Raw genomic sequence first — 22,535 nt, forward strand, 5'->3', positions numbered from 1 at the left:
AGGGCGATCCGCTGCTGCGGGTGGTGGAGGTTTCGGTGGACCGGCCGACAGTGCCGGACCGCGGCGCCGAGTCCGGTGCCCTGGTCGTCCTCAGCGCGGGCAGCTGGACCACGGAGGAGCTCGCCGGCGTCGCCGAGGCGTGTGCGGACGGCGGGCACAAGGTCGTCGGCGTCGTCGTCGCCGGCCCGGTCCGGGCCCGTCCCACGCGGTCTGCCGACGATCCTCCGGACAACGCCACCCCGGCGCTCGCGGTTCGCGGCCACGCGACGGGAGGTTCAGTGTGACGACGAGCACGACTTCGGAGTCGTCGGCAGCCACTCCACTCTTCGACCTGCAGGCGCTGGTGGTGTCGGTGCGCAGGCGCCGTCGCCTCTGGAGCTCCATGGCGCTCCTGGGACTGCTGGTCGGCGTGGCGGTGGCGGTCCTGCTGCCGCCGCGGCCGACCGCGGTGACCAAGGTGCTGGTCACGCACAAGGAGGACCAGCCGAACGACACCGGAACGCTGATCCGCACCGACGTCGCACTGCTGGGGACCACGCGGATCGCCGACAAGGCCCTGAAGTCCCTCAAGTCCCCGGAAAAACCCGAGGACTTCATGGAGGACTACCGGGGTACCGGCTTGACCAACAACCTGCTGCAGATCGATGTGACGGGTGACAGCGACGCGGAAGCGGTGGCCCGGGCCAAGGCACTGGCCGATGCGTTCGTCGCGGACCATGTGCGGCGGATGCGAGAGACCGCGAAGGCCGAGGCCAAGGCCCTGCTCGACCAGCGTGACCGCATGCGGGACGAGCTCGCCCAGGTCAACGAGGAGGTCGGAGACCGATCGCCGGAGAGCGACCCGAAAGCGTCGGCGAGCATCGAGTCGCTCTTCGCCCGCCGGGCCGAACTCAACTCACGGATCGCCGACTTCGACCAGCGCGCAGCGGAGGCGCGCACCGGCACGCCCAAGATCATCGCCGGCACGCAGATCGTGGACGCCCCGCGCGCGGTCCAGCACTCCCTGCCCAGGGCCGCCGCCACCAACGCCGCGATCGGACTCGTCCTCGGGCTCGTCCTCGGGCTCGCGCTGGCCGCGGTCGGCGCGGTGGTGGCGGACCGCCCCGTGCTGCGCCGGGACATCGCGGCGAACCTGGGCGCCTCGGTCATCGCGGAGCTGCCCCGCCGGTCGGGCAGGCTGTGGCAGCGCCGACGGACCCGGGCGGCACGCGAACGGCTCACTGCGAGCCTTGCCCGCACCGTGCGCGGCTCCGCGGAACCGGTGTCGCTGCTGGAACTGGGCTGTGCGCGCAGCACGAGCGTGATCGCCCTGAACCTCGCCAGGGCACTGGTGGCGGAGGGGCCAGTGGTGATCATCGATGGTCTGCCCGGCCCGCAGCTCGCAAAGCGCCGCCAGAAGCCAGGAGACCCCACCGTGGTCAGCGGCGAGCGTGCCGCGGCCGTGTCGCATCAGGAGCGCCGGATCGGCGTCGGCTCGGTGGCGCCCGGCACGGCTTGGACCGACCTCCAGTACCTCGGCACCCAGACCGTGCTGGTCGTGCGTGCCGGGCACGGCAACGCCGCATGGCTGCACACCGTGGCGCGACAGCTCGCGGACCAGCGCATTCCGGTGATCGGTGTGGTGCTGATCGACCCCGATCCGCGTGACCGGACCGACGGCACGCTGTGGGACGGGCTGGGCACCGCGCTGCGCGGCCAGAACGAGCGGCCGGCCCGGCAGAACGGTGGGGGTACCTCCCACGCCGTTCAGGCAGTGGGGGAGGGCCGGCTGCGGACGGAGCGGCTGCCGGTGCGGGCCTCACAGGGCCCGGACAACGACCAGGAGGCGCGGTAGGACATGTGTGGCATCGCAGGCACGTACCGATGGCCGGACGGCAAGGTCGTGACCGACCGGCTCACCGATACCCTCGCCCACCGCGGTCCGGACGGGGCGGGCCGGTACGGCCACCCCGTCGGTGACGGCGAAGTACAGCTCGGGCACCGCCGGCTGGCCATCATCGACCTGTCCGACACCGGCGCCCAGCCGATGGTCTCGGGCGGCCTCGCCCTTACGTACAACGGCGAGCTGTACAACGCGCCCGAGCTGCGTGCCGAGCTGGCAGCCGCCGGGGTGCGCTTCCGCGGTACCTCCGACACCGAGGTGCTGCTCGAGGCCTGGCGGCGCTGGGGTACGGACTGCCTGCCCCGGCTGCGCGGCATGTTCGCGTTCGGGATCTTCGACGAGCGAACCGGTGAACTGGTGCTTGCCCGCGACCAGTTGGGCATCAAGCCGCTGTTTCTGCTCCGGCGCGGCGGGGGCCTGGTGTTCGCCTCCGAGCTCAAGGCGCTCGCCGCCGCGACCGGTGGATCGCTGGAGGTGGACCATGCGGCGCTGGTGGCCTCGCTGCTGTACTACTGGGTGCCGGACTCACGCTGCGCCTTCCGCGAAGCGGAGAAGCTGCCGCCGGGGAGCTGGCTGCGGTGCCGGCCCGACGGCCGGGTCGAGCGCGGCCGGTACTGGCACCTGAAGGACGTCGCCGCGGAGGGCCGGGAGCGGGCGCAGGCCGGCGAGCAGCCGGACATAGGTGCCATCGTCGAGGAGTCGACTCGGCGGCACCTGCTCTCCGACGTACCCGTGGCGACCTTCCTCTCCGGCGGCCTCGACTCCAGCTACCTGACCGCCCTTGCGGCCCGCGACCGACCCGGGATCTCCGCTTACACGATCGGGTTCCGCGCCGAGGACGCCAAGTTCGAGGCGATGCCGGACGACCTGCGCTACGCCCGGCAGGTGGCCGAGCGGTTCGGCGTCGACCTGCATGAGATCGAGATCGCTCCGAATGTGCTCGACCTGCTGCCGCAGATGACCCACCACCTGGACGAGCCGATCGGTGACCCCGCCGCGATCAACACGTTCCTGATCTGCTCGGCCGCCCGGGAGGCCGGGGTCAAGGTGATGCTCTCGGGGATGGGTGCCGACGAGCTGTTCGCCGGGTACCGCAAACACCTGGCCAACCTGCTCGCGCTGCGCTACCAGCGCGTCCCGCGGCCCCTGCGGCGCGGGGTGTCCAGGGCCGTGGACCGGCTGCCGGTCGCCACGGCCCGCCGGGGGTACCGGTCGGTGCGCTTCGCGAAGCGGTTCCTCTCCTTCGCCGATCTGCCGGAGGAGACCGCGTTCCGGCGCAGCTACACCATGTACGACCAGGACGAGCTGCTCGCCCTGGTCGATCCGGACCTGGCCGGGACGGTCGACGACGTGCTGACCGAGCACGCGGACATCTACCAGGACAACGATCTCGACGACTTCGTCAACCGCATGTGCCTGGGCGACGCCCGGATGTTCCTGCCGGGCCTGAACCTCGCCTACACGGACCGGTCGAGCATGGCCGCGTCGACCGAGGTGCGGGTGCCGTACGTGGACGTCGAGGTGGTCAAGGCGGCGTTCGCCGTGCCCGGCGATCGCAAGATCGTCGGACGACAGGGCAAGGCCGTCCTCAAGGAGGCGGCCGGCTCGATCCTGCCCCGGGAGATCGTGTACCGGCCCAAGGGCCTGTTCAGCGCCCCGCTGCGCGCCTGGATGAGCCGGGATCTGGCACCGCTGGTGCGCGAGGTGGTCAACGACGGCGAGCTCGTCCGCTCCGGGCTCCTGCGCCGCGACGCGCTGGCGCGGATGGTCGCCGAGGACGCCGCCGGGCAGCGGGACTTCTCCAAGCATCTGTGGCATGTGCTGACCCTCGAGTACTGGTATCGCGGCGCGACCTCTGGGTCCGGCTCTGGGTCCGGTCAGAGCACTCGGTTAACGGCTTAGGAATCAGAGGAGTTCGGGTGAAACAGGTTGTGCAGAACTACAAGAGCGGCGAGCTGGCGGTGCTCGACGTGCCGGTGCCGGGGTGCAAGCCGGGCGGTGTGCTGGTCCGCAGCGCCTACTCGCTGATATCCACCGGGACCGAGCTCATGAAGGTGTCCGAGGCCGGCATGTCGATGGTGGGCAAGGCCCGCTCCCGCCCTGACCAGGTGGCCAAGGTCATGCAGAGCGTGGCCACCAACGGGGTGCCCGCCACCTACCGCAAGGTGATGGGCAAGCTGGACTCCTACACGCCGCTTGGCTACTCGCTGTGCGGGGTGGTCGAGCAGGTCGGCGCCGGGATCGACGACGTGAAGGTCGGCGACCTCGTGGCCTGCGCCGGCAACGAGCACGCGTTGCACGCCGAGCTGAACTGGGTGCCGAAGAACCTCTACGCCCCGGTGCCGGACGGCCTCGCGCCGCGGCACGCGGCCTTCGGCACCGTCGGGTCGATCGCGATGCAGGGCGTCCGCCAAGGCGAGTCACAGCTCGGCGAAGTGGCACTGGTCATCGGCCTCGGGCTGATCGGGCAGCTGGTGGTACAGCTCCTTGCCGCCTCGGGAGTCCGCGTCGTCGGCGTCGACCCCGACCCGGTGCGCTGCGAGCTGGCCGAGCGGCTGGGCGCCGCGGCCTGCGGCGATCCCGCGTCCGCGGCCGTGGAAGCCACCGTCGCCGAGCTCACCGACGGTCACGGCGTGGACCAGGTGTACCTGGCCGCCGGCGGCGGCAGCAACCAGCCCGTCGAGCTGGCCGCCCGGCTCTGCCGGGACCGCGGCCGGGTCGTCGACATCGGCAAGTGCCGCCTGGACCTGCCGTGGAACGCGTACTACGAGAAAGAGCTCGACGTCCGGTTCTCCCGCAGTTACGGCCCCGGGCGCTACGACCCGGAGTACGAACTGGAGGGCCGGGACTACCCGATCGGCTACGTGCGCTGGACCGAGCGCCGCAACCTGGCGTGCTTCCTCGATCTCCTCGCCCGCGGCAGCGTCGACGTGGAGCCCTTGGTCTCCCACGTCGCCGATTTCGATGACGCCGTCGAGACGTACCAGAGCCTGAAGGACGGCGACCTGAAGGCCGTGGCCGTGCTGTTCCGGTACCCCGGCCCCGTTGAACACACAGCGGAAGCGGGGGAAGCGGGGGCCCCGGCGGTGGCCGTGCCCGCGGTGAAGCGACCCAGCGGCTCAGTGTCCACGCCGGCCCGCGCCGCCAAGGCGCCGGTACGCCTTGCGTTCGTCGGCGCGGGCAACTACGCGACGTCGATGCTGCTGCCGCACCTGACCCAGCGCGACGGCGTCGAGTTGTCGACAGTCGTCACCACGACGGCGCTGTCCGCGGCCAACGCGCAGCGGAAGTTCGGCTTCGCCGAGGCGACCACCGATCTCGACGCCGTGCTCGGCGACAAGTCCATCGACGCGGTGTTCGTGGTCACCCGGCACAGCTCGCACGCCGAACTGACCCGAAAGGCGCTGCTGGCCGGCAAGACGGTGTTCGTGGAGAAGCCCCTGGCCCTCACCGAGGACGAGCTGGCCGGCGTACTCGCGGCGGTGGAGGAGTCCGGCAACGACCGGCTGCAGGTGGGCTTCAACCGCCGGTTCGCGCCGCTGCTGCAGGAGGCCAGAAAGCGGTTCGGCGCCCGGACCGGTCCGGCGAGCCTGCGCTACCTGGTCAACGCGGGCCGGCTTCAGCACGGCAGCTGGTACCTCCAACAGGGCACCGAGGGCTCGCGGTTCGCCGGCGAGGGCGGGCACTTCATCGACACGGCGAGCTGGCTGCTCGAGGCCGACCCGGTCTCGGTGTACGCGGTCGCCCCGTCCGGCAACGAGGACCTTCAGGTCGTGCTGCGCTACCCGGACGGGTCCACCGCCACCATCAGCTACGTCACGACCGGCGCGCCCGGCTTCCCCAAGGAGACGCTGGACCTGGTCGCGGACGGCAAGGTGCTGCGGCTCGACGACTTCGTACGGGCCTCGGTGTACGGCCGCAAGAAGTGGGTCAGTTCGCGCCTTCCCAAGGCCCGGGACAAGGGCCAGAACGCCGAACTGGCCGCGTTCATCAAGGCCGTACGGACCGGCGGGCCGATGCCGGTGCCGCTGGAGTCGCTGGTCGCCACCACGGCGGCCACCCTCGCCGTGCAGACCGGCCTGGCCGGTGGTGCGCCGGTGACGTTGGCGGGGGCGCGATGACGATGAGCGCGGGCTGGTACCTGCGGCGGCTGTCCCGGATGGGACCGCGGGAGGTCGGCGGCCGGGCGGGCGACGCGGTGCGCAGGCGGCTGTGGCGGTCGGCGCGGCCGGACTGCCCGAGCGTGACCGGCGCCCGGTTCACCGCGGTACTGCCCGCCGGGACGATCGCCGCAGTACCTCCGGACGCCGCGAAACGTCTCATCGCCGAGGCGGACCGGCTGATGTACGGCCACGCCGAGTATTTCGGGGTGGTCCGCGACGACCTGGTCGACCCGGACTGGTGGTGCGACCCTAAGACCGGGCGCCGGGCTCCGTGGGGCTACGCCTTCGACGTGCCGTACCGGAACGAGGACGCGGTCGGGGACATCAAGCAGATCTGGGAACTGTCCCGGCATCAGTACCTCACCCAGCTCGCCGCCGCCTACGCGATCACCGGGGACGAGCGGTACGCCGAGCGAGTGGCCGAGCACCTGCGGTCGTGGTGGGCGGCCAACGCGCCGCTGCGCGGCGTGCACTGGATCAGCGGCATCGAGTTGGGCATCCGGCTGCTGTCCTGGGTGTGGGTCCGCCGGCTGCTCGACGGCTGGCCGGGCGTGGCCGGTCTTTTCGAGGACAACCCGGTGGCACTGAACCAGATCTGGCACCACCAGCGCTGGCTGGCCGCCTTCCCCAGCCGGGGGTCTTCGGCGAACAACCACGTCATCGCCGAGGCCGCCGGGCAGTTCGCAGCGGCCTGCGCGTTCGGGTGGTTCCCCTCCTCGGCGCGATGGCGGGCCGACGCACTGCGGTCCCTTGAGCGGCACCTGCGAAGCAACACCTTCCCCTCCGGCCTCAACCGCGAGCTGGCCACCGAGTATCACGGACTTGTGCTGGAACTCGGCCTGGCCGCGGTGGCCGAGGCGGATGCCGCCGACGTGCCGGTCCCCGCGTCCGTCCGGCTGGTGCTGCTGCGGATGACCGACGCACTCGCGGCCGTCGTGGACAGCCGGCTACGGCCGCCGCGCCAGGGAGACGCGGACGACGGTCACGGTCTGGTCCTGGACGGCGCGGGCACCGACCGCTGGGCCTCGCTGCTGGCCACCGGGGACGCCGTGTTCGGCCGACTCACCTGGTGGCCGGCGGTGACCGGCACCGACGTACGCACCCCGCTGCTGGCCGCGCTCATCCGGCCGTACTCGAAAAAGGGAATCGCACCGGCCGTGACCCGCCCGGCGAGCCGACCGGCCCACTTCGCCGACGCGGGGCTCACCATCCTGTGCGGTCCGGAGGAGATCTGGTGCCGCTGCGACGGTGGTCCGCACGGCTTCCTGTCCATCGCCGCGCATGCCCACGCGGACGCGCTGTCCGTGGAGGTCCGGCACGACGGGGTCGACGTGCTCGCCGACCCGGGGACGTTCTGCTACCACGGGCAGCCCGAGTGGCGGCAGTACTTCCGCTCGACCCTCGGCCACAACACCCTGCAGCTGGACGGCGGTGACCAGTCCGTCTCCGGCGGCCCGTTCCTGTGGACCCGGCATGCCAAGAGCCGCGTCCTGGCCGTGGACACATCCGGCACCTCCGACGGGGGGACGGCCCGCTGGTGCGCCGAGCACGACGGCTACCAGGGCTCCGTGCACCGCCGCCGGGTGGAGCTGACGGCCGCGAGCCAGGAGCTGAGGGTGGTCGACGAGGTCCGCGGCCAACACGGCCCGCGCCGGGCCGTGCGCCTGGCGTTCCACCTCGGCCCGGCGATCGCCGCGGACCTGGTGGGGAACCGGGCACAGCTCACCTGGATCCGGGACGGCGAGGGGCGCTCCGCGGTGCTCGACCTGCCCGGGGAGCTGCACTGGCGGGCGCATCGCGGCGAGAGTGACCCGCCGCTGGGCTGGTACTCCCCCGGCTTCGGGCGCAAGGAACCCGCCACGACGCTGGTCGGCACGGGCTTCGCCGAAGGCGCGGAGGGGTTCATCACCGTACTCAGGTTCCAGGGCTAGGGGGACGCGTGGGGATCAAGTGGCGGCACCGGGCGTTGCCGGTGGTACCGGTGGCGCTGGCCCTGCTGGCGGCGACCGGCTGTGAGAGCACGCCGGACGCGCGGCCGAAGCCGACCGCTGCGCCGTCCACGTCCGCGGCCCGGGTGTGCGCCAAGCCCGCGGCCGGGCCCGCGAAGGCGCCGGCGGGCGCGGTGACGGTCGACCCCGCGGTGGTCGGTGACCTGGCTGCGAAGACCAAGAGCAGCCCCCCGAAGACCACGTTCTGGCTTCGACCGGGCAAGCACAGGCTCGACCCGGACCGCTATGCCCAGGTCATCCCCAAGGAGGGGAACCGCTACCTCGGCGCGCCGGGCGCGGTGCTCGACGGCCGGAAGACCAACCAGTACGCGTTCGGCGGCAGTGCCCGCAACGTCACGATCCGCTATCTGACCGTGCAGCGTTTCGTGGCGCCGCACGACGAGGGCGTGGTCAACCATGACTCGGCCGACGGGTGGGTGATCGAGCACGCGACGATCCAGTACAACTCCGCCGCCGGGCTGATGGCCGGTGCCCGCCAGCAGGTCCGCGCCAGCTGCCTGCGCGACAACGGTCAGTACGGCATGAACGCGTACAAGGCCGGCGACTCCATCCGCGGCCTGGTGGTCGAGGGCAACGAGATCGTGGGCAACAACACCGGCGACTGGGAGCGGCGGCGGGAGGGATGCGGCTGCACCGGAGGCATCAAGTTCTGGGCCGTCGACGGCGCCGACGTACGCGGCAACTGGGTGCACGACAACCGCGGAACAGGGTTGTGGGCGGACACCAACAACAACGACTTCCGCATCGAGAACAACGTGATCGAGGCCAACGACGGTGCCGCGCTGATCTACGAGACCAGCTACAACGCGGTCATCCGGAACAACAAGATCCGGAAGAACAACTGGGTCGAGGGCCGCAGGGAAGCCGCCCGCGGCGACAACTTCCCGTTCGCGACCGTCTACCTGTCCGAGTCCGGCGGCGAACCACGGATCAAAGCCCGCACCGACAAGGTCGAGGTCTACCGGAACGTGCTGGAGAACAACTGGTCCGGGATCACCCTGTGGGAGAACGCCGACCGGTTCTGCAACAGCCCGGCCAACACCTCGTCCGGTGACTGCACCTTGCTGGTGCGGGACTCCGACCGCTGCGCGCAGCCGGCGATCGCCAAGCCACCGCTCTACGCCGACTGCCGGTGGAAGACCCAGCGGGTGGACATCCACGACAACCGCTTCGTGCTGGACAAGTCCGTCGTCAAGTGCACGGTGAAGTGCGACCGAATGGCGGTGCTGTCCAACTACGGCACCTATCCGGACTGGTCACCGTACAAGGGCGAGCGGGTGGCCGAGGCGATCACCCGCAAGCAGCACAACCGCTGGTACGACAACGTCTACCTCGGACCATGGAAATTCGTCGCCCACGACCCGAGCCGGGTGCTCGGCTTCGGACAGTGGCAGGGCAAGACCTATCAGCAGGACGCGGGCAGCACCCTCGCCCCACGGGCCGGTGGTTGAGATGGGCGGGGACCTGCGGCGCGGTGGGCTGCCGGGCGGACCGGACACGGCGGGCACGCGGTCCGGCGCCGAACCGCGTCCTGCCGGCACACCGAAGATCGTCGGCGTCGTCTGGGGGTTGCTGATCCTCAACACGCTCGGCTCCACCGGGGCGAAGACCATCGTCCCGCTGCCCCGCTCCCTCATCCAGATGATCACCATGGGCGCGCTGCTCGCCGCGTTCACGCTGGCGCTCGCCGTCAATCTCCGGCTGCGCATCCGAGCCAGCGCCTTCGTACTCCTGCTCACCCTGCTGCTGGTGCCGAGCATGATCTCCAGCCTGCAACTGGAGTCCGGGTTCGGCGCTCTGTTCCGCTGCGCCCGGCTGGCTCTCTTCATCGGCACGCTGTGGCTCCTCAGCCGCTGGTGGGACGGCGGCCTGACGTTCGTCCGGCACCACATCCGGATGTACTTCGCGGTGCTCGGGTCAGTGGCCGCCGGCCTGGTCATCTCACCGGGCGCGGCCATGCCCGAGCTCTACGGCGGACGCCTTGTCGGCGCGTTGTGGCCGCTCACCCCGCCGCAGATCGGACAGTACGCCGCGGTGATCATCGGGCTCACCGTGCTGCTCGTACTGGGCCGCCGGACCGACAGGGCCAGCGCGGCGGTGGTCATCGTGCCCTCACTCGTCCTGCTCGCGTTGACCCATACCCGGACGGCCACGCTCGGCCTGCTCATAGGGTTGGTGTTGGCGATCGGCTCGCTCATCCTGACCAGTGCCGCCGCCCGCCGGTTCTTCACCTGGGCGGTGCTGTGCGCCGCGGTGGCCGTGGTGGGGTTCTCCTCCGCGTTACGGGCGTGGTTCCTGCGCGGACAGAGCCAGGAGTACCTCACCAGCCTCACCGGCCGGGCCAAGGTCTGGGATGCCCTGCTGGCAGCGCCCCGGACGACCGCGGAGAAGTTGTTCGGCGTGGGCCTGGGCGACAAGTCGTTCGGCGGGCTGCCGATCGACAACAGCTGGCTGGCCGTTTACCACGAACAGGGTCTGATCGGCGTCGCCCTGGTGGCGGCGATCATCATCGTCCTGTCCGGCGTCGCGTTGCTGCGGCCACCGTCGCTGCAGAGGGCCTGCGCGATCTTCCTGATCAGCTACTGCGCGATCGCGTCGTACACCGAGGCCGGGCTCGGCGACGCCTCGCCGTATCTGCTGCATCTGGCCCTGGCCGCCTCGCTCCTTGCGGCACCTGCCGCGGCCACTCCCCTCTCGACACCCGAAGTCCCTCCCCTCTCGACACCCGAAGTCCCTCGCCTCTCGACGCCCGCAGTACCTCGACGACGCATCCCGCGATGGGCCCAAAGATCGGAGGTGACCTGAGCATGCACGTCCTCGTGGTGCACAACCGCTACGCCTCGGCGCAGCCGAGCGGGGAGAACAAGGTCGTCGACCAGGAGGTGGCGCTGCTGCGCGCGGCCGGCCACCGGGTCAAGGTGTTCGAGCGGCGCAGCGACGACATCGCCACCCGGTCCCTCCTTGCCAAGGCCGCGGTGCCGCTCCTTGTGCCGTGGAACCCGGCGGTCCGCGCGGAGCTCGGCGCCCGGCTTCGCGCCGAGCGACCGGACGTGGTGCACGTCCACAACGTCTTCCCGCTCCTGTCGCCCGCGGTGCTTGCCGCCTGCGCCGACGCCGGCGTGCCCGCCGTCGCCACGCTGCACAACTACACCCAGGTCTGCCCACCCGGCACGCTGCAACGGGACGGCCGGCCGTGCACCGAGTGCGTCGGGTCGACGCCACTGCCCGCCGTCCGGCACGGCTGCTACCGGAGCTCCCGCCTTGCGACGGTGCCGCTCGCGGTCAGCCTGTCGGTCAATCGGCGGCGGTGGTGGTCCGGAGTGGAGCGGTTCTTCTGCCTCTCCGCGACGCAGCGCGACGTCCTGGTGCGGGCCGGCATGCCGGCCGAACGGCTGACGGTGAAGCACAACTTCGTGCCGGAGCCGGGCGTCTGCCGAGCGGGCGACGGCGAGCATCTGCTCTATCTCGGCCGACTCGCGGAGGTCAAGGGCGTGCGGCTGCTCATGGCCGCGTGGGACGAGATCGCAGCGAGCGGCGGTGTGGGCGTGCCGCTCGTGATCGCCGGCGCGGGGCCACTGGAGCAAGAGGTGACCGCCTGGGCGGCGGGCCGGGACGACGTGCGCTACGTCGGCCTGTATGACACGGCGGAAAGCCGGAAGGCCGTCGCGCGGTCGGTCGCCGTGGTGGCTCCCTCGACGTGGCTGGAGGCGTTCGGCCTGGTGGTCGTGGAGGCGATGGCGGCGGGGGTCCCGGTCGTCGCCGCCGGCCACGGCGCCTTCGTCGAACTCGTCGAGGACGGGGTGACCGGGCTGCTGCACCGGCCGGGCGAGCCCGCCTCGCTCGCGTCCTGCATACGCCGGATCGCGACCGAGCCGGCCCGCAACCAGGAGATGGGCCAGGCGGCCCGGCGCAGTTACGAGCAGGGTTTCAGCCCGGCCGTCGGCCTTGAGCGCCTGGTGGAGGGGTACCGCACCGCGATCGCGGGTCGGTCCGGCGGCGGGGACAACCCACCGCCCGTAGGGAGGGAATCAATGGGGGGCAGTAGATGACACGTTGCCGACTGTGCGGCTCGGCGACGCCGGCGAGCGTCGTCGACCTGGGGGCGACCCCGCCGTGCGAGAGCTTTCTCGCCGCGGACCAACTGGACCTGCCGGAACCGGCGTATCCGTTGCACCTGCGGGTCTGCACCGACTGCTGGCTGGCGCAGATCCCGCCGCTGATCACGCCGGAGGAGACGTTCAAGGAGTACGCGTACTTCTCCTCGTACTCGACCTCCTGGGTGGAGCACGCGCGTACGTTCGTCGCCGACGCCGTACAGCGGGTGGGGCTCGGCCCCGACGCCTTCGTGGTCGAGGTCGCGAGCAACGACGGATACCTGCTGAAGCACGTGGTGGACCGCGGAATCCGCTGCCTCGGCATCGAGCCGTCGGTGAACGTCGGCGCCGCGGCGCGGGACGCGGGTGTGCCCACGCTCACGGAGTTCCTGAGCCCGGACACCGGCTCGGCCGTCCGCGCCGAGCACGGCCCGGCGGACCTGGTCGTGGCCAACAACGTGTACGCGCACATCCCCGACGTGGTCGGGTTCACCCGGGGGCTGCGCGCCCTGGTCGCCGACGACGGCTGGGTCTCCATCGAGGTGCAGCACCTGCTGACCCTGATCGAGGAGAACCAGTACGACACGATCTACCACGAGCACTTCCAGTACTACACGGTCGCGTCCGCGACCCGAGCCCTTGCGAGCGGCGGACTCACGCTCGTGGACGTCGAGTTGCTGCCCACGCACGGCGGCTCCATCCGGCTGTGGGCCCGGCCGGCCGAGGTGGCCGGCGAGCCTACCCGGCGGGTGGCCGACGTGCTGGACCGGGAGAAGGCCGCCGGGCTGCAGGAGCTGTCCGGATACACCGAGTTCTCCGCCCGGGTGGCCAAGGTGCGCCGGGATCTGCTGCGGTTCCTCATCGAGGCGGCCGAGCGCGGCGAGACGGTCGTCGGCTACGGCGCCCCGGGCAAGGGCAACACCCTGCTCAACCACTGCGGCATCCGGCCCGACCTGCTCCCGTACACGGTCGACCGTAACCCCTACAAGCACGGCAGGTTCACGCCGGGCACCCGCATCCCGATCCTGCCGCCCGAGCAGATCGCCGCCGACAAACCGGACTACATCCTCGTCCTCCCGTGGAACCTGCGGGCCGAGCTGGTCGAGCAGCTGTCCTTCGTGCACGACTGGGGCGGTCGGCTGGTCTTTCCCATCCCGGAACTGAGCATTGTCGAGGTCGCGTCTTGAAAGGGCACAGCATGAAGGTCGTTCTGTTCTGCGGCGGTTACGGGATGCGGATGCGCAACGGAACCTCCGACGACGTTCCCAAGCCGATGGCGATGGTCGGCCCGCGGCCGCTGATCTGGCACGTCATGCGCTACTACGCGCACTACGGGCACACGGAGTTCATCCTGTGCCTCGGGTACGGGGCTCACCACATCAAGGACTTCTTCCTCAACTACGAGGAGACGGTGTCCAACGACTTCGTGCTGCGGGGCGGGCGGACCGAGCTGCTGTCCACCGACATCGCCGACTGGACCATCACGTTCGCGCAGACCGGCATCGAGTCGCCGATCGGGGAGCGGCTGCGCCGGGTGCGGCACCACCTGGACGGCGACGAGATGTTCCTCGCCAACTACGCCGACGTGCTCACCGACGCCCCGCTGCCGGAGATGATCGACCGGTTCGCCCGGCGCGACGCCGGTGCGTCGATGATGGTGGTGCCGCCGCAGTCCTCGTTCCACTGTGTGGACCTGGGCGAGGACGGCCTGGTGGGGGGCATCACCGCGGTGAGCGACATGCCGCTGTGGGAGAACGGCGGCTACTTCGTCCTCCGCCAGGAGGTCTTCGACCACATACCGGAGAACGGGGACCTGGTCGCCGACGGATGCGCCCAACTGGCCAAGCGCGGCCGGCTGGTGGCGCACCAGCACCGTGGCTTCTGGAAGCCGACCGACACCGTGAAGGAGCGGGCCGCGCTCGACGACGCCTACGCCCGGGGCGACCGCCCGTGGGCCGTGTGGGAACGGGGCGGCGCGGGGGCTGGTCTCCAGGGTGCGACCGGCAGCAGCAACGTCTCCGGAGCGAGAGCGTGATCCGGCTGGGGGCCGGGCGCCTGGACCGGATCGTCGCGGTGGGCGCGCACTGCGACGACATCGCCATCGGCGCCGGCGGCACGCTGCTGACGATGTGCCTCGCACATCCGGGTACCCGCGTCGACGCGCTTGTGCTCTCCGGCGGTGGCAGCGAGCGGGAGCAGGAGGAGCAGGCCGCGCTCGCCGCCTTCTGCCCTGGCGCCGACCTGCGGCTGACCGTGCACAAGCTGCCGGACGGCCGGCTGCCCGCGCACTGGGACGAGGCCAAGGCCGCGGTCGAGGAACTGCGCGAGCAGGCCGAGCCGGATCTCGTACTGGCCCCGCGCACCGAGGACGCGCACCAGGATCACCGCGGCCTGGCGAAGCTGGTCACCACCGCGTTCCGCGACCACCTCGTGCTCGGCTACGAGATCGTCAAGTGGGACGGCGATCTCGGCCGTATGGCGGCGTACCAGCCGCTGTCGCCGGAGATCGCCGAACAGAAGGTGCGCCTGCTGCAGGAGCACTACCCCTCGCAGCGGCACCGGCCCTGGTACGACCGGGAGGCCTTCCTCGGCCTTGCGCGGATCCGCGGCATCGAATGCCACGCGCGCTACGCCGAGGCGTTCGCCGTCACCAAACTCACGCTCGATCTGGGGGACTGAACCTTGCGCGTACTGCTGACCGGACACCAGGGCTACCTGGGCACCGTGATGGCCCCGGTCCTCGCGGCCGCCGGGCACGAGGTCGTCGGCCTCGACGCCGGCCTCTTCGCCGACTGCGTCCTCGGCCCGCCACCCGCGGACCCGCCCGGGCATCAAGTGGATCTGCGCGACGTCACGGCCGAACACGTGGCCGGGGTGGACGCCGTGATCCACCTGGCCGCGCTGTCCAACGACCCGCTGGGATCGCTGGCGCCGGACCTCACCTACGACATCAACCACCACGCGTCCGTACGCCTTGCCCGGCTGGCCCGCGACGCCGGAGTGCGGCGCTTCCTGTACGCGTCGACCTGCTCGGTCTACGGCGCCGCCGGCGGTGACGGCCTGGTGGGCGAGGAGGCTCCACTGCGCCCGGTGACGCCGTACGCGGAGTCCAAGGTGCGGGTGGAGGACGACCTGCACGCGCTGGCCGACGGCGACTTCAGCCCGGTGTTCATGCGCAACGCCACCGCCTTCGGCTACTCGCCCCGGCTGCGCGCCGACATCGTGCTGAACAACCTGGTGGGCCACGCGCTCCTGTCCGGCGAGGTGCGGGTGCTCTCCGACGGCACCCCCTGGCGCCCGCTGGCGCACGCCGCCGACATCGCACGGGCCTTCGCGGCCGCGCTGACCGCGCCACGGGAAGCGGTGCACGACCGGGCGTTCAACATCGGCAGCGAGATCAACAACGTCACGGTCGCCGAGATCGCCGAGCAGGTCGCCGAAGCGGTACCCGGCTCGCAGGTGGTGACCACCGGGGAGAACGGTGCCGATCCGCGGTCGTACCGGGTGGACTTCTCCCGGTTCCGCACCGCGGTACCCGGCTTCGACTGCGAGTGGACCGTGAAGCAGGGCGCGCTCGAACTCGCCGACGCCTACCGGAAACACGGGCTGACGCGGGAGGACTTCGAGCGACGCTTCACCCGCCTTGCCGTGCTGCGCGCGGCGTCCGACGCCGGCACCGTCGACGACACCCTGCGGCGGCGCCGATGACGGCGGCCGGCGAACAGCCGATGGCCACGCCCGGCGAGGAGATGCACGCGCTGGTGGAGCGGCTGTACCCGCTGTGCCGGAGCATCACGGGCGACGGTGTGCGCGCCACCCTGGAGATCGTCGGCGAGTACGTCCCGCTGCAGGTGCACGAGGTGCCGACCGGGACTCAGGTGCTCGACTGGACGGTGCCGCAGGAGTGGAACATCCGGGACGCGTACGTCGCCGACACCTCCGGCAACCGGGTCGTCGACTTCGCCGCGTCCAGCCTGCACGTGCTCGGCTACAGCGTGCCGGTGTCGGCGACCATGCCGCTGGCCGAGCTGCGCGAACACCTGCACACCCTGCCGGACCACCCGAACTGGGTCCCGTACCGCACGAGTTACTACAAGCCGGAATGGGGATTCTGCCTGGCCCAGGAGACCCTGGACACGATGCCGGACGGCGACTACGAGGTCCGTATCGACTCCACCCTCGCCGACGGCCATCTCACCTACGCCGAGCACGTGGTCCCCGGGCAGGTCCCCGACGAGGTGATCGTCTCCTGCCACGTCTGCCACCCGTCGCTGGCCAACGACAACCTGGCCGGCATCGCGGTGGCGACGTTCCTGGCCCGGGCACTGGCCCGGCAAACGCCGTACTACACCTACCGGTTCATCTTCGCGCCCGGCACCATCGGGGCTATCACCTGGCTGGCACGCAACGCGGAGCGGGTGGAACGGGTCAAGCACGGCCTGGTGCTGGCCTGCGCAGGCGACCCGGGCCAACTGACGTACAAGCAGAGCAGGCGCGGCGACGCGGAGATCGACCGGGTGATGCGGCACGTGCTGGCCGCATCCGAACGCCCGCACCACGTCAACGAGTTCACTCCGTACGGCTACGACGAGCGGCAGTTCTGCTCGCCCGGGTTCAATCTCGGCGTGGGCTCGCTCAGCCGGACCCCGTACGCCGGCTACCCCGAGTACCACACCTCGGCGGACAACCTGGACTTCGTCTCCCCGGAGGCGATGGCGGACACGCTCGCCGTCTGCCGCGAGGCGTTCGCCGTCCTCGACCGCAACCGGCGATACCTCAACCTCAGCCCCTACGGCGAACCACAGCTGGGCCGGCGCGGGTTGTACGACGCGCTCGGCGGCCGCAGCGACACCAAGCAGGCCCAGATGGCCATGCTCTGGGTGCTCAACCTCTCCGACGGCGAGCACAGCCTGCTGGACGTCGCCGAGCGGTCCGGGCTGCCGTTCGACGCCGTCGCCGCCGCGGCCGACGCACTGCACGGCGCCGGGCTGATCAAGGCGTGACGCCGATGACCACCGAGAGGGAGAAGACGACGAGACCGGCCGGGTCCGCCCGGCGGGCCCTCGTCGGCCGGCTGTCCTGGGGTCTTGCCGACCAGGCGGCCTCCAGCATGACCAACTTCGCGGTGGGGATCTATGTGGCGCGTTCGCTGGGCGTGACCGCGTTCGGCGTGTTCAGCCTGGCCTGGGTGACCTACGGCGTGGTGCTCAGCGTCTCCCGCGGTCTGGCCACCGACCCGTTCGTGGTGCGCTTCAGCGGTGTGTCGGACGCGTCCTGGCGCGGGGCGGTGGCCCGGTCGTCGGGTACCGCTCTCGGCGTCGGTGTCGTCGTCGGTGCGGCGTGTCTGGTGGCAGGTCTTGCTCTCGGCGGCCGCGTGGGGCCCGCGTTCGCCTGTCTCGGCGTCATGCTGCCGGGGCTGCTGCTCCAGGACGCCTGGCGGTACTCGTTCTTCGCCGCCGGCATCGGGCGGAAGGCGTTCGTCAACGACGTCGTGTGGGGCGTCGCGCTCGTCCCGGCCATGGTGGTGGCGGCCCGCGTGGGCAGCGTGGCCGCTTTCGTGCTCGCCTGGGGCGCCTCCGCCGCGGTGGCCGCGCTGTACGGCTGCCTCCAGTCCGGCATCCGACCCCGGGTCACCGGGGCGCGCGGGTGGCTTCGCGAGCAGCGCGATCTCAGCTATCGGTACCTGGTCGAGAACGTCGGCGTCAGCGGCGCGAGCCAGCTGCGGGCGTACGGGCTCGGCGCGATCGTCGGCATCGGCGCGGTGGGTGCCATCCGCGGCGCCGAACTGCTGCTCGGCCCGTTCCTCGCCGTGCTGATGGGCCTGTCGCTGGTCACCGTCGCGGAGGCGGCACGGGTGCTGCGGCGGGCCCCGCACCGCCTGGCCAAGTTCTGCCTCGTGCTCGGCGCCGGGCAGGCCGTCGCCGCGCTGCTCTGGGGCGTGGCGCTGCTGCTGGTGCCGGACCGGCTCGGCGAGCTCGTGCTCGGCGACGTCTGGAGCTCTGCCTCGGCGCTCATCGTGCCGGCCACGCTCGGCGTCGCGGGCGCGGGCCTCGGCACCGGCGCGGCCGCCGGACTGCGCGCACTCGGCGCGGCCCGGCGCAGCCTGCGCAGCCAACTGTTCGCCTCCGCCTGCTACATCGGCGGCGGGCTCGGCGGGGCCGCCGTGGCCGGCACGTCCGGCTCGGCCTGGGGCGTCGCCGCCGCGACCGTGTGCAGCTCGGCCGTGTGGTGGCTGCAGCTGCGGACCGCCCTGCGCGAGCGCCATCGCAACCCCATTCCCGAAGTGAGGACCTCATGACCGCGCAACCCAGGCTGAGCATCGGCCTGCCCGTGTACAACGGCGAGGAGTACCTTGCCGAGGCGCTCGACGCCCTGCTCGGCCAGACCTACGAGGACTTCGAGCTGGTCATCTCCGACAACGCCTCGACCGACGGAACCCAGGACATCTGCCGCCGGTACGCCGCGAAGGACTCGCGTATCCGGTACCTCCGGCTGCTCCGGAACATCGGCGCCGCACCGAACCACAACTACGTGTTCACCGAGTGTCGAGGCGAGCTGTTCAAGTGGGCCTCGCACGACGACCTGTACGCCCGGGACCTGCTGCGGCGCTGCGTGGAGGCGCTGGACGAGCGGCCGGACATGGTCCTCGCGCACAGCGGCCAGGCGGTCATCGACGGCGACGGCCAGGTGAAGGTCCCGTACGAGTACGGGCTGGCCACCGACTCGCCGCACGCGCCGGAGCGCTTCCGCAGCCTGCTGTTCGAGCCCGGTGGCGACGACTTCTACGGGGTGATGCGAGCCGACGTGCTGCGCCGGGTGAAGCCGCACGACAGCTACCACCACGCGGACCGCACGTTCGTCGCCGAGATCACCCTGCACGGGCCCTTCCACCAGGTGCCGGAGCTGCTGTACTTCCGGCGCGACCACCCCACCCGCGCCGAGCGGGCGAACCCTTCCAAGCGCTCCCGGTGCGTCAACCTGGACCCGCGCCGGGCCGGCCCGCTGCACCCGACGCCCCGGCTGCTCGCCGAGTACGTCTGGGGCTTCGTCACGGCGATCCGGCGGGCTCCGTTGTCCCCGGCCGACCGGCGCGCGTGCTACCGCCACCTGGCCGCGTGGATGACCAGCCGGGTCCGCCCTGGCGCCGGCGAGCGGGTCGAGGACCGCGCCCCGGTCGACCCGGGCGGGCTCACTGTCTCCGTCGACGCTCTCGTCGCCGGCCGTGAGGGGAGGCGGGCATGACGTCCGGACACGAAACTCCGGTGCGCGTCGGGGTGTTCGGCCTGCTCGGCTCCGGCAACCTCGGCAACGACGGGTCGCTCGAGGCCGTCCTCGGCTACCTCCGCGCCGAGCACCCGGAGGCGGTCGTGGACGCGCTGTGCGGCGGACCCGAGGTCGTCGCGACCCGGTACCGGATCCCCGCGACGCGGCTGCACTGGTACCGCGGGGAGTACCGGACCGCGTCGCGTGCGGGCGCGATCGCGGCGAAGGGTCTGGGCAAACTCGTCGATGCCGTCCGCACCGCTGCCTGGGTGCGCCGGCACGACGTGGTGATCGTGCCGGGCATGGGCGTCCTGGAGGCCACGCTGCCGCTGCGGCCGTGGGGCTTCCCGTACTCGCTGTTCCTGCTCTGCGCATCCGGTCGGCTGTTCGGCACCCGGGTCGCGCTGGTCGGTGTCGGCGCCGCCCCGATCGGCAACCGGCCGACCCGGGCCCTGGTGCGCTGGTCGGCGCGGCTGGCCACGTACCGCTCGTACCGGGACGCCCTGTCCCGCGACGCGATGCGGACGATGGGCGTGGACACCGCGCGCGACGAGGTCTACCCGGACCTCGCCTTCGCCCTGCCGATGCCCCCGGCGAGCGCGCCTTCGGGCCCGCCGGGCCAAGTATGCGTCGGCGTCATGGACTTCCACGGCGGCAACGACGACCGCGCCCGGGCCGAGGAGATCCACCGGCGCTACCTCGACGGGACGACCCGGTTCGTCCGCGCGCTGGTCGAGGACGGCAGGCCGGTCCGGCTGCTCACCGGCGACGAGTGCGATGCGCCGGTGGTCGCCGCGATCCTCGACGCGGTGGACTCGCCGCTGGTCACCGCCGCCGAGGCGACCTCGCTGGCCGACCTGATGAAGGAGACGGCGGCTGCCGACACCGTGGTGGCGACCCGCTACCACAACCTGATCTGTGCGCTGAAGGCCGGCACGCCGACGCTCGCACTCAGCTATGCGGCGAAGAGCGACGCGCTCATGGATCGGATGGGCCTTGCCGCGTACTGCCACCCGGCCCGCGAGGTCGACGCCGACCGGCTGCTCGAACAGTTCCGGACGCTGGAGAAGCGATCGGCGGAGCTGCGTCGGACCCTCACCGAGCGGAACCTGGCCACCGCCCAGCAACTCGAGGACCAGTTCACCGCCTTGACCGCGGCCCTGTTCCCGGCGACCGACCACACCCACGCGCACGCCCACGCTCGGCAGGAGACTCCATGAAAGCGACCGAAGTCCCGGAGATCGCAGGCGCGTACCTGTTCGAACCGACGCCGTACGCCGACGAGCGCGGCTTCTTCTGCCGCACCTTCGACGCCGACGTGGTCCGCTCGGTGGGCCTCGACCCGGATGCCTTCGTCCAGGACAGCCTGTCCCGCTCGGTCCGGGGCGTGCTGCGCGGCCTGCACCTGCGTTCCGGCGCCGGCGAGGCCAAGCTGGTGCGGTGCTCGTACGGGAGGATCTTCGACGTCGTCGTGGACCTGCGGCCGGACTCGCCGACCTACCTGGGCCGGGCCTTCTTCGAGCTGTCCGACGAGACGCAGGTGACCCTGTACATCCCGGCGGGGTGCGCGCACGGCTTCCAGGCGCTGACCGAAACCGCCGACACCTCGTACCGGATCGACCGCCCGCACGATCCGGCCGAGGACGTGACGATCGCCTTCGACGACCCGGAGCTCGCCATTCCCTGGCCGCTGCCGGTCACATCGATGTCCCAGCGGGACCGGGAGGCGCCGAGCCTCGCCGAGGTCCTGAAGCAAAGAGAGAAGTGAGGGACGGCGTGGACACCGAACACACCGAAGAGACCGAGGAGTTCCTTCTGCCCCGGTCGCGGACGGCGAACGAGCGGCTGCACGCCATGATCCCCGGGGGCGCGCACACCTACGCCAAGGGCGACGACCAGTACCCCGAGAACCTGGCTCCGGTCATCAGCCACGGCCGCGGTGCCCACGTGTGGGACATCGACGGGAACCGCTACATCGAGTACGGCTCCGGCCTGCGGTCGGTCAGCCTCGGCCACGCCCACCCACGCGTGCTCGAGGCGGTGCGGCGGGAACTCGACCGCGGCAGCAACTTCGTACGGCCGTCCATCGTGGAGGTCGAGGCCGCGGAACGCTTCCTGGCCACCGTGCCGACCGCCGACATGGTGAAGTTCGCGAAGAACGGCTCCGACGCCACCACCGCCGCGGTGCGCCTCGCCCGCGCCGTCACCGGGCGCCCACGGGTGGCCGTCTGCGGCGACCATCCGTTCTTCTCCGTCGACGACTGGTTCATCGGCACCACGCCGATGTCCGCGGGCATTCCGGAGGCGACCACCGACCTCACCGTGGCGTTCCCATACGGGGACTTGACCGCCACGGAGGAGCTGCTCAACCGCTACCCGAACGAGGTCGCCTGCCTGATCCTCGAACCCGCCGGCCACACCGAGCCGCCGCCCGGGTACCTCGCCGGCCTGCGCGAGCTGGCCGACCGGCACGGCTGCGTACTGATCTTCGATGAGATGATCACAGGCTTCCGCTGGTCCGAGGCGGGCGCTCAGGGCCTGTACGGCGTCGTCCCCGACCTCTCCACGTTCGGCAAGGCACTGGGCAACGGATTCGCCGTCTCCGCGCTGGCCGGGCGCCGCGAGCTGATGGAGCGGGGCGGGCTGCGCCACTCCGGCGACCGGGTGTTCCTGCTGTCCACCACGCACGGTGCGGAAACGCACTCCCTGGCAGCCGCGATGGCCGTGCTCACCACCTACGTCGAGGAGGGCGTCACCGCGCGGCTGCACGCCCTCGGCGAGCGGTTGGCCGCCGGTGTCCGCGACGCGGCGGCCGGCATGGGCGTCGGCGACCACATCGTCGTCCGGGGCCGGGCCAGCAACCTGGTCTTCGCCACCCTCGACGAGAACGGGCAGCCGTCGCAGCAGTACCGCACTCTGTTCCTGCGCCGACTCCTCGCGGGCGGGGTGCTGGCCCCGTCGTTCGTGGTGAGCAGCGCGCTCGACGACGCCGACATCGACCGCACCGTCGACGTGGTGGCCCAGGCATGTGCGGTGTACCGGAAGGCGCTGGACGCCGCCGACCCCACCCCCTGGCTGGCCGGGCGGCCGGTGAAGCCTGTGTTCCGCCGCTTGGCGTGACGTG

17 protein-coding genes and 1 pseudogene are annotated in these 22,535 nt (G+C 71.6%); all 18 read left to right on the forward strand.

What is annotated here, in order from left to right; genetic code table 11:
* Positions 1–284 (forward strand): annotated as a pseudogene (locus IEZ21_RS48105) (polysaccharide biosynthesis protein); the annotation flags it as partial.
* Positions 281–1,834, forward strand: coding sequence for a Wzz/FepE/Etk N-terminal domain-containing protein (locus IEZ21_RS38165; protein ID WP_189326415.1), 1,554 nt, complete (start codon positions 281–283; stop codon positions 1,832–1,834). The pseudogene IEZ21_RS48105 and the gene IEZ21_RS38165, both read left to right, overlap by 4 nt.
* A 3-nt stretch (positions 1,835–1,837) precedes the next feature.
* Positions 1,838–3,784, forward strand: coding sequence for an asparagine synthase (glutamine-hydrolyzing) (gene asnB, locus IEZ21_RS38170; protein WP_189326416.1), 1,947 nt, complete (start codon positions 1,838–1,840; stop codon positions 3,782–3,784).
* 17 nt (positions 3,785–3,801) lie between these two features.
* Positions 3,802–6,003: a bi-domain-containing oxidoreductase gene (locus IEZ21_RS38175; RefSeq protein ID WP_189326417.1), complete on the forward strand. Its 2,202-nt coding sequence runs from the start codon at positions 3,802–3,804 to the stop codon at positions 6,001–6,003.
* On the forward strand, positions 6,000–7,976 hold the full coding sequence (locus tag IEZ21_RS38180) for a heparinase II/III family protein (RefSeq protein ID WP_189326418.1): 1,977 nt from the start codon (positions 6,000–6,002) through the stop codon (positions 7,974–7,976). The genes IEZ21_RS38175 and IEZ21_RS38180 overlap by 4 nt, the downstream gene beginning before the upstream one ends.
* A gap of 8 nt (positions 7,977–7,984) precedes the next feature.
* Entirely contained in the window at positions 7,985–9,505 is a 1,521-nt protein-coding gene (locus IEZ21_RS38185) for a right-handed parallel beta-helix repeat-containing protein (protein WP_189326419.1), read from the forward strand.
* Between the two features lies 1 nt (position 9,506).
* Positions 9,507–10,859: an O-antigen ligase family protein gene (locus IEZ21_RS38190; protein ID WP_189326420.1), complete on the forward strand. Its 1,353-nt coding sequence runs from the start codon at positions 9,507–9,509 to the stop codon at positions 10,857–10,859.
* Positions 10,860–10,861: 2 nt separating this feature from the next.
* Complete coding sequence (locus IEZ21_RS38195; protein WP_189326421.1) at positions 10,862–12,103, forward strand: glycosyltransferase; 1,242 nt, start codon at positions 10,862–10,864, stop codon at positions 12,101–12,103.
* Positions 12,100–13,335, forward strand: a complete 1,236-nt coding sequence (locus IEZ21_RS38200; RefSeq protein WP_189326422.1) for a class I SAM-dependent methyltransferase — start codon at positions 12,100–12,102, stop codon at positions 13,333–13,335. The genes IEZ21_RS38195 and IEZ21_RS38200 overlap by 4 nt, the downstream gene beginning before the upstream one ends.
* 11 nt (positions 13,336–13,346) lie before the next feature.
* A complete protein-coding gene (locus tag IEZ21_RS38205) occupies positions 13,347–14,183 on the forward strand; it encodes a glycosyltransferase family protein (protein WP_189326423.1) in 837 nt (278 codons plus the stop codon).
* Positions 14,180–14,827, forward strand: a complete 648-nt coding sequence (locus tag IEZ21_RS38210; protein WP_033318812.1) for a PIG-L deacetylase family protein — start codon at positions 14,180–14,182, stop codon at positions 14,825–14,827. Before IEZ21_RS38205 ends, IEZ21_RS38210 begins: the two co-directional genes overlap by 4 nt.
* A gap of 3 nt (positions 14,828–14,830) precedes the next feature.
* Entirely contained in the window at positions 14,831–15,856 is a 1,026-nt protein-coding gene (locus IEZ21_RS38215; RefSeq protein WP_189326424.1) for an NAD-dependent epimerase/dehydratase family protein, read from the forward strand.
* A 20-nt stretch (positions 15,857–15,876) separates the two neighbouring features.
* Positions 15,877–17,151 (forward strand): DUF4910 domain-containing protein, encoded by a 1,275-nt coding sequence (locus IEZ21_RS38220; RefSeq protein WP_189326445.1) that lies wholly within the window; start codon positions 15,877–15,879, stop codon positions 17,149–17,151.
* Between the two features lie 5 nt (positions 17,152–17,156).
* A complete protein-coding gene (locus tag IEZ21_RS38225; RefSeq protein WP_189326425.1) occupies positions 17,157–18,446 on the forward strand; it encodes an MATE family efflux transporter in 1,290 nt (429 codons plus the stop codon).
* Complete coding sequence (locus IEZ21_RS38230) at positions 18,443–19,390, forward strand: glycosyltransferase family 2 protein (RefSeq protein ID WP_189326426.1); 948 nt, start codon at positions 18,443–18,445, stop codon at positions 19,388–19,390. The genes IEZ21_RS38225 and IEZ21_RS38230 overlap by 4 nt, the downstream gene beginning before the upstream one ends.
* On the forward strand, positions 19,387–20,631 hold the full coding sequence (locus IEZ21_RS38235; protein WP_189326427.1) for a polysaccharide pyruvyl transferase family protein: 1,245 nt from the start codon (positions 19,387–19,389) through the stop codon (positions 20,629–20,631). The genes IEZ21_RS38230 and IEZ21_RS38235 overlap by 4 nt, the downstream gene beginning before the upstream one ends.
* Positions 20,628–21,179: a dTDP-4-dehydrorhamnose 3,5-epimerase gene (gene rfbC / locus IEZ21_RS38240; RefSeq protein WP_189326428.1), complete on the forward strand. Its 552-nt coding sequence runs from the start codon at positions 20,628–20,630 to the stop codon at positions 21,177–21,179. Before IEZ21_RS38235 ends, rfbC begins: the two co-directional genes overlap by 4 nt.
* Positions 21,180–21,187: 8 nt before the next feature.
* Positions 21,188–22,531 carry a glutamate-1-semialdehyde 2,1-aminomutase gene (locus tag IEZ21_RS38245; protein WP_189326429.1) on the forward strand — a complete coding sequence of 448 codons (1,344 nt, stop codon included), beginning with the start codon at positions 21,188–21,190 and terminating at the stop codon, positions 22,529–22,531.
* Positions 22,532–22,535 lie beyond the last annotated feature (4 nt).

Source organism: Streptomyces flaveus, from assembly GCF_014647675.1.
GTDB lineage: Bacteria > Actinomycetota > Actinomycetes > Streptomycetales > Streptomycetaceae > Streptomyces > Streptomyces flaveus.

Coding starts and splice junctions, on each gene's coding strand:
- asnB (WP_189326416.1), top strand. CDS start 1,838: ATGTGTGGCATCGCAGGCACGTACCGATGGCCGGACGGCAAGGTCGTG.
- IEZ21_RS38180 (WP_189326418.1), top strand. CDS start 6,000: ATGACGATGAGCGCGGGCTGGTACCTGCGGCGGCTGTCCCGGATGGGA.
- IEZ21_RS38190 (WP_189326420.1), top strand. CDS start 9,507: ATGGGCGGGGACCTGCGGCGCGGTGGGCTGCCGGGCGGACCGGACACG.
- IEZ21_RS38195 (WP_189326421.1), top strand. CDS start 10,862: ATGCACGTCCTCGTGGTGCACAACCGCTACGCCTCGGCGCAGCCGAGC.
- IEZ21_RS38200 (WP_189326422.1), top strand. CDS start 12,100: ATGACACGTTGCCGACTGTGCGGCTCGGCGACGCCGGCGAGCGTCGTC.
- IEZ21_RS38205 (WP_189326423.1), top strand. CDS start 13,347: ATGAAGGTCGTTCTGTTCTGCGGCGGTTACGGGATGCGGATGCGCAAC.
- IEZ21_RS38220 (WP_189326445.1), top strand. CDS start 15,877: ATGGCCACGCCCGGCGAGGAGATGCACGCGCTGGTGGAGCGGCTGTAC.
- IEZ21_RS38225 (WP_189326425.1), top strand. CDS start 17,157: ATGACCACCGAGAGGGAGAAGACGACGAGACCGGCCGGGTCCGCCCGG.
- IEZ21_RS38230 (WP_189326426.1), top strand. CDS start 18,443: ATGACCGCGCAACCCAGGCTGAGCATCGGCCTGCCCGTGTACAACGGC.
- IEZ21_RS38235 (WP_189326427.1), top strand. CDS start 19,387: ATGACGTCCGGACACGAAACTCCGGTGCGCGTCGGGGTGTTCGGCCTG.
- rfbC (WP_189326428.1), top strand. CDS start 20,628: ATGAAAGCGACCGAAGTCCCGGAGATCGCAGGCGCGTACCTGTTCGAA.